This window comes from Micrococcus sp. KRD026 (assembly GCF_017168445.1).
Lineage (GTDB): Bacteria > Actinomycetota > Actinomycetes > Actinomycetales > Micrococcaceae > Micrococcus > Micrococcus luteus.
Genome location: NZ_JABFBA010000004.1, coordinates 55,382 through 60,008 on the forward strand (window position 1 = coordinate 55,382; position 4,627 = coordinate 60,008).

At 76.1% G+C, this 4,627-nt stretch carries 3 protein-coding genes; all 3 read left to right on the forward strand.

Translation table 11 applies throughout. The features are described from left to right. Window positions 1-73 precede the first annotated feature (73 nt). Window positions 74-550, forward strand: a complete 477-nt coding sequence (locus J1M40_RS01190; protein ID WP_036317223.1) for a MarR family winged helix-turn-helix transcriptional regulator — start codon at window positions 74-76, stop codon at window positions 548-550. Further along, window positions 547-1,059: a para-aminobenzoate synthase component I gene (locus J1M40_RS01195; protein WP_036317220.1), complete on the forward strand. Its 513-nt coding sequence runs from the start codon at window positions 547-549 to the stop codon at window positions 1,057-1,059. Before J1M40_RS01190 ends, J1M40_RS01195 begins: the two co-directional genes overlap by 4 nt. A gap of 161 nt (window positions 1,060-1,220) precedes the next feature. Continuing rightward, window positions 1,221-4,532: an MMPL family transporter gene (locus J1M40_RS01200; protein WP_036317217.1), complete on the forward strand. Its 3,312-nt coding sequence runs from the start codon at window positions 1,221-1,223 to the stop codon at window positions 4,530-4,532. Window positions 4,533-4,627: the final 95 nt, after the last annotated feature.

Consider the following 4,627-nt stretch of genomic DNA (forward strand, 5'->3'; position numbering starts at 1 on the left):
GGGTGGGCATGCCCCGAGCGTAGGGGATGGTTCGATGATCAAACAACCATGGGGGCTGGCTAGACTCCCGGCCATGACCACGCAGCCCCCCTCCGCCCCCGCGGAGCACCTCGCCGTGGTCCACGCCCTGCGCGTCTTCAGCGAGAGCGCGGAGCACGCCGTCGACGAGGCCGGCCGCGGCGTCGGCCTGCACCGCACGGACCTCAGAGCCCTCGCGTACCTGATGGCCCGCGCGGCGGCCGGTGAGCCCGTCACGGCCTCGGACCTCGGCGCCCACCTGCACCTCACCCGGGCCTCGGCCACCGCCCTCGTGGACCGCCTGGCCGCCGCGGGCCACGTCCGCCGCCACCGGGACGAGGGCGACCGGCGGCGCGTGCTGGTGGAGCACACGGACACGGCCCGCCGCGACGGACAGCGCGCGTTCGAACCGATGTCCCAGCGGCTGAGCGCCGCCCTCGAGGGGTTCTCCGCCGCGGAGCTGCGGGCCGCGGTGCGGGTGCTCGAGGCGGCCACCGCCGCACTGACGGACCCCGCCCCGGAGGACCCGTGACCCGACCGGCGCTCATCGGCCTGGACGGCCGCTCGGGGTCGGGCAAGACCGTCCTCGCCGCCGCGCTCGCGGCCCGGATCGCGCCGTTCGCGCGCGTCGAGGTGATCGAGATCGAGTCCATGTACCGGGGCTGGGACGGGCTGGCCGCCGCGGTGGACGACGACGGCCCCTACCCGGGCGTCGTGCGCGCGCTGCGGGAGCGGGGCACGGCGACCTGGACCACGTGGGACTGGCACCGCGCCGCCCCCGGCCCGCCGCGGCGGACCGCGCCGGCCGACGTCGTGGTGTGCGAGGGCGTGGGTGCGCTCAGCACCGCCGCCCGACCGCTGCTCGACCTGGCGGTGTGGCTCGAGCTCGAGACCCCCGCGCGACGCACGCGGGCGCTGGCCCGGGACGGTGAGACCTTCGCCCCGCACTGGGACCGCTGGGCCGCACAGGAGGAGGACTACCTGGCCCGGCACGCCCCGCGCGCCGCGGCGGACCTGATCCTGCGTCTGCCCTCCGCCTGACGGCGGCGGTGCCCGGGGCCGGGGGCGTCGGGGTCTGCGTGCGGGCCGGTCGGGCGCCCGCGCTGGGACCGGAGCGGTTCGCTCCGCTTAGGTGTAGCATCGGAGGCGGCGCGCCGCGTCCGGCCGCGTCCCACCCCAGCGCACGGAGACCTCCCCTTCCCATGGCGACACTGCTCTACCGTCTCGGCCTCGGCGCCGCCCGCCGCCCCCTCCTCGTGATCCTCGCCTGGGTGCTCGCCCTGGCCCTCGCCGTCGGCGGGTTCCTCGCCTTCGGCGGCACGCTCTCCTCCACCGTCACCATCCCCGGCACGCCCACCGCCCAGGTCACGGACCGCCTCAAGGAGGAGTTCCCCGAGGCCTCCCGCGGCAGGGGCCAGGTCGTGTTCACCACCGAGGACGGCTCCCCCCTGACCGACGCCCAGCGCGAGCAGATCACCGCCCTGTTGGACGACGTCGCCGAGCAGCCGGCCGTGGAGGGCGTCGTGAACCCGTTCGAGGCCCAGGCCCAGCAGGACGACGCCCGCACCCGGCTGGACGAGGGCCGCACCGAGCTGGCCGACGGCGAGCAGCGCCTCGCGGACGGACGCCAGGAGATCGAGGACGGCCGGGCCGAGCTCGAGCGTCGCACGGCCGAGGCCGACGCGGCCGAGCAGCGCCTGGCCGAGGCCGCCGCCCAGCTGGAGGAGGGGCAGGCGAAGCTCGACGCCGCGCGCGCCGACCTCGAGGAGCGTGGCCTGGACGCCCTGCCGGCCGAGGCCCTGGCCCCGCTCCGGGAGGCCGAGCAGCAGGTGGCCGAAGGCCAGGAGCAGCTCGACGCCGGCCGCGCCGAGCTCGAGGAGCAGGCGGAGCGCCTCGAGGCCGGGCAGGCCAAGCTCGACGCACAGCGTCAGGAGCTCGAGGCCGCGCAGGCCGAGCTCGACGCCCGGTGGGCCGAGCTCGAGGCCGGGCAGGCCGAGCTCGACGCCCGGGCCGAGCAGCTGGCCGCGGGCCGCGCCGAGCTCGAGCAGGCCCGGGACGCCGCACTGGCCGAGGCCGAGGCCGCCGGCATCCCGGCGGAGCAGGTCACCGAGCAGTTCGCCGACCAGGAGGCGCAGCTCGCCGCCGCCGAGGCACAGCTGGCGGCCGGTCAGGACCAGGCCGACGCCGCCCGCGCCCAGCTGGAGGCCGCCCAGGCCGAGGCCGACGCGGGCGCCGAACAGCTCGCGGCCGCCCAGGCCGAGGCCGACGACGGCGCCGCCCGACTCGCCGCCGGCCGGCAGCAGCTGCAGGAGTCCGAGGCCGAGCTCGAGGCCGGCCGCGAGCAGGTGGCCGCGGGACGGCAGCAGGCCCTGGACGCGGCCGAGGCCGAGCTCGACGCGCAGCAGCAGAAGATCGACGAGGGCCGGGCCGAGTACGAGCGCGGCGTCGCCGAGCTCGAGGACGGCCGGGCCCAGCTGGCCGCCGGCGCGGAGCGCCTGGACCAGGCCGAGGCGGACCTCGCCGACGGCCGCGCCGAGCTGGAGGACGGCCGCGTCGAGGCCGAGCGCGGCGAGCGCACCCTGGCCCTCGCGGAGGACTTCCGCACCGTGTCCGAGGACGGCAGCACCGCCGTCGGGATCGTCACCTTCACCACGCCGACCCTGGACGTGACCGCCGAGGACAAGGAGGCGGTCACCGGCGCCCTCACCGGCGCGGACATCGACGGCGTCGCCGTGCATCCCTCCCAGGAGCTCAACGCCACCGTGTCCTCCCTGCTGGGCCCGGGCGAGGTCGTGGGCCTCGTGGTCGCCGCGATCGTGCTGGTGGTCATGCTCGGCACCCTCGTGGGCGCGGGCCTGCCGCTGGTCAATGCGCTGGTGGGCGTGGGCGTGGGCGCCGCCGGGGCGCTCGCGTTCTCCTCCGCCGTGGAGATGATCTCCGTGACCCCGGTGCTCGGGGTGATGCTGGGCCTGGCCGTGGGCATCGACTACGCGCTGTTCATCGTCAACCGACACCGCCATGAGCTGCGTCGCGGCACGAGCCTGCACGAGTCGATCGCCCTGGCCACCGGCACCTCCGGCAACGCCGTGGTGTTTGCCGGCATCACCGTGATCGTCGCCCTCGTGGGCCTGAACGTCACCGGCATCCCGTTCCTGGGCCTGATGGGCACCGTGGGCGCGGTCTGCGTGGCCGTGGCCGTGCTGGTGGCCGTCACCCTGACCCCGGCCCTGCTCTCCCTGGCCGGGATGCGGATCCTCTCGAAGAAGGAGCGGGCCCGCCTCGCCGACGAGGGTCCCGCCTCCGTCGCCGAGGGCTCCGCCGCCGTGCGCCGCGCCGGGCGCCGCTCGACCATGTCCACCCCGGCCGCGATCGCCTCGGCCCTGGCGGCCGTCGCCCTGCTGGTGCTCGTGGCCCTGCCGGTCGGCTCGATGCGCCTGGGCCTGCCGGACGGCGGGTCCGAGCCGGAGGGCTCCGACTCGCAGGTTGCGTACGAGCTCACCGCCGAGAAGTTCGGCGAGGGCTACAACGGCCCGCTCGTGGTGACCGTGGACCTGCCCGCCGGCCTGGACGAGGACGCGGCCGAGGACGCCCGCCTGGCGGTGGGCGAGCAGCTCGCCGGCCTCGAGCACGCGCACGCCGTGGTGCCCGCGGGCTTCAACGAGGACCGCACCGTCACCATGTTCCAGGTGCTGCCCGAGGAGGGCCCGAACGCCGTCTCCACCGAGGAGCTGGTGCGCGAGCTGCGCGCCACCGAGCCGGCCGGCGAGGCCTCCAACCTCGGCGTGGCCGGCATGACCAGCGGGTTCATCGACGTCTCGGAGAAGCTCTCCGACGCCCTGCCCCTCTACCTGGGCGTGGTGGTGGGCCTGTCCCTGCTGATCATGGTGCTGGTGTTCCGCTCGATCCTGGTGCCGCTGATCGCCACCGGCGGGTTCGTGCTCTCCATGTTCGCCGCCATGGGCGGCGTGGTGGCCATCTACCAGTGGGGCTGGCTCGGCTCGGTGTTCGGGGTCCACAACCCCGGCCCCGTGCTCAGCTTCCTGCCGACCATCATGATCGGCGTGCTGTTCGGCCTGGCCATGGACTACCAGCTGTTCATCGCCTCCGGCATGCGCGAGGCCTACGCCCACGGCCTGCCCGCCCGCCAGGCCGTGCTGACCGGCCTGCGCTCGGGCCGGGCCGTCGTGATCGCCGCGGCGATCATCATGATCTCCGTGTTCGGCGGGTTCATCTTCGCCCACGACGCGATGATCCGCCCGATGGGCTTCGGCCTGGCCTTCGGCGTGCTGCTGGACGCGTTCGTGGTGCGCCTGCTCCTGATGCCGGCGCTGATGCACCTGCTCGGCGAGAAGGCGTGGTGGCTGCCGCGCTGGCTCGACCGGATCATGCCGGACGTGGACGTGGAGGGCGCCCAGCTCGAGCGCGGCCACGCCCCCGCCGCCGAGGCCGCGTCCGCCCCGGCTCCCGAGGCCGGCCGCACCCCGGCCGTCGACGGCGGCGCGCACCGCGCCTGAGCGCGCCCGACCGCGCGGGACACCGCCGCCCCCGGCCACTGCGGCCGGGGGCGGCGGACTATCCTGGGCGCATGTCCCCCACCCCGTTCTCCCCC

Excerpts from the sequence above, each read along its gene's own strand:
- J1M40_RS01200 (WP_036317217.1), top strand. The coding sequence starts at position 1,221 with ATGGCGACACTGCTCTACCGTCTCGGCCTCGGCGCCGCCCGCCGCCCC.
- J1M40_RS01190 (WP_036317223.1), top strand. The coding sequence starts at position 74 with ATGACCACGCAGCCCCCCTCCGCCCCCGCGGAGCACCTCGCCGTGGTC.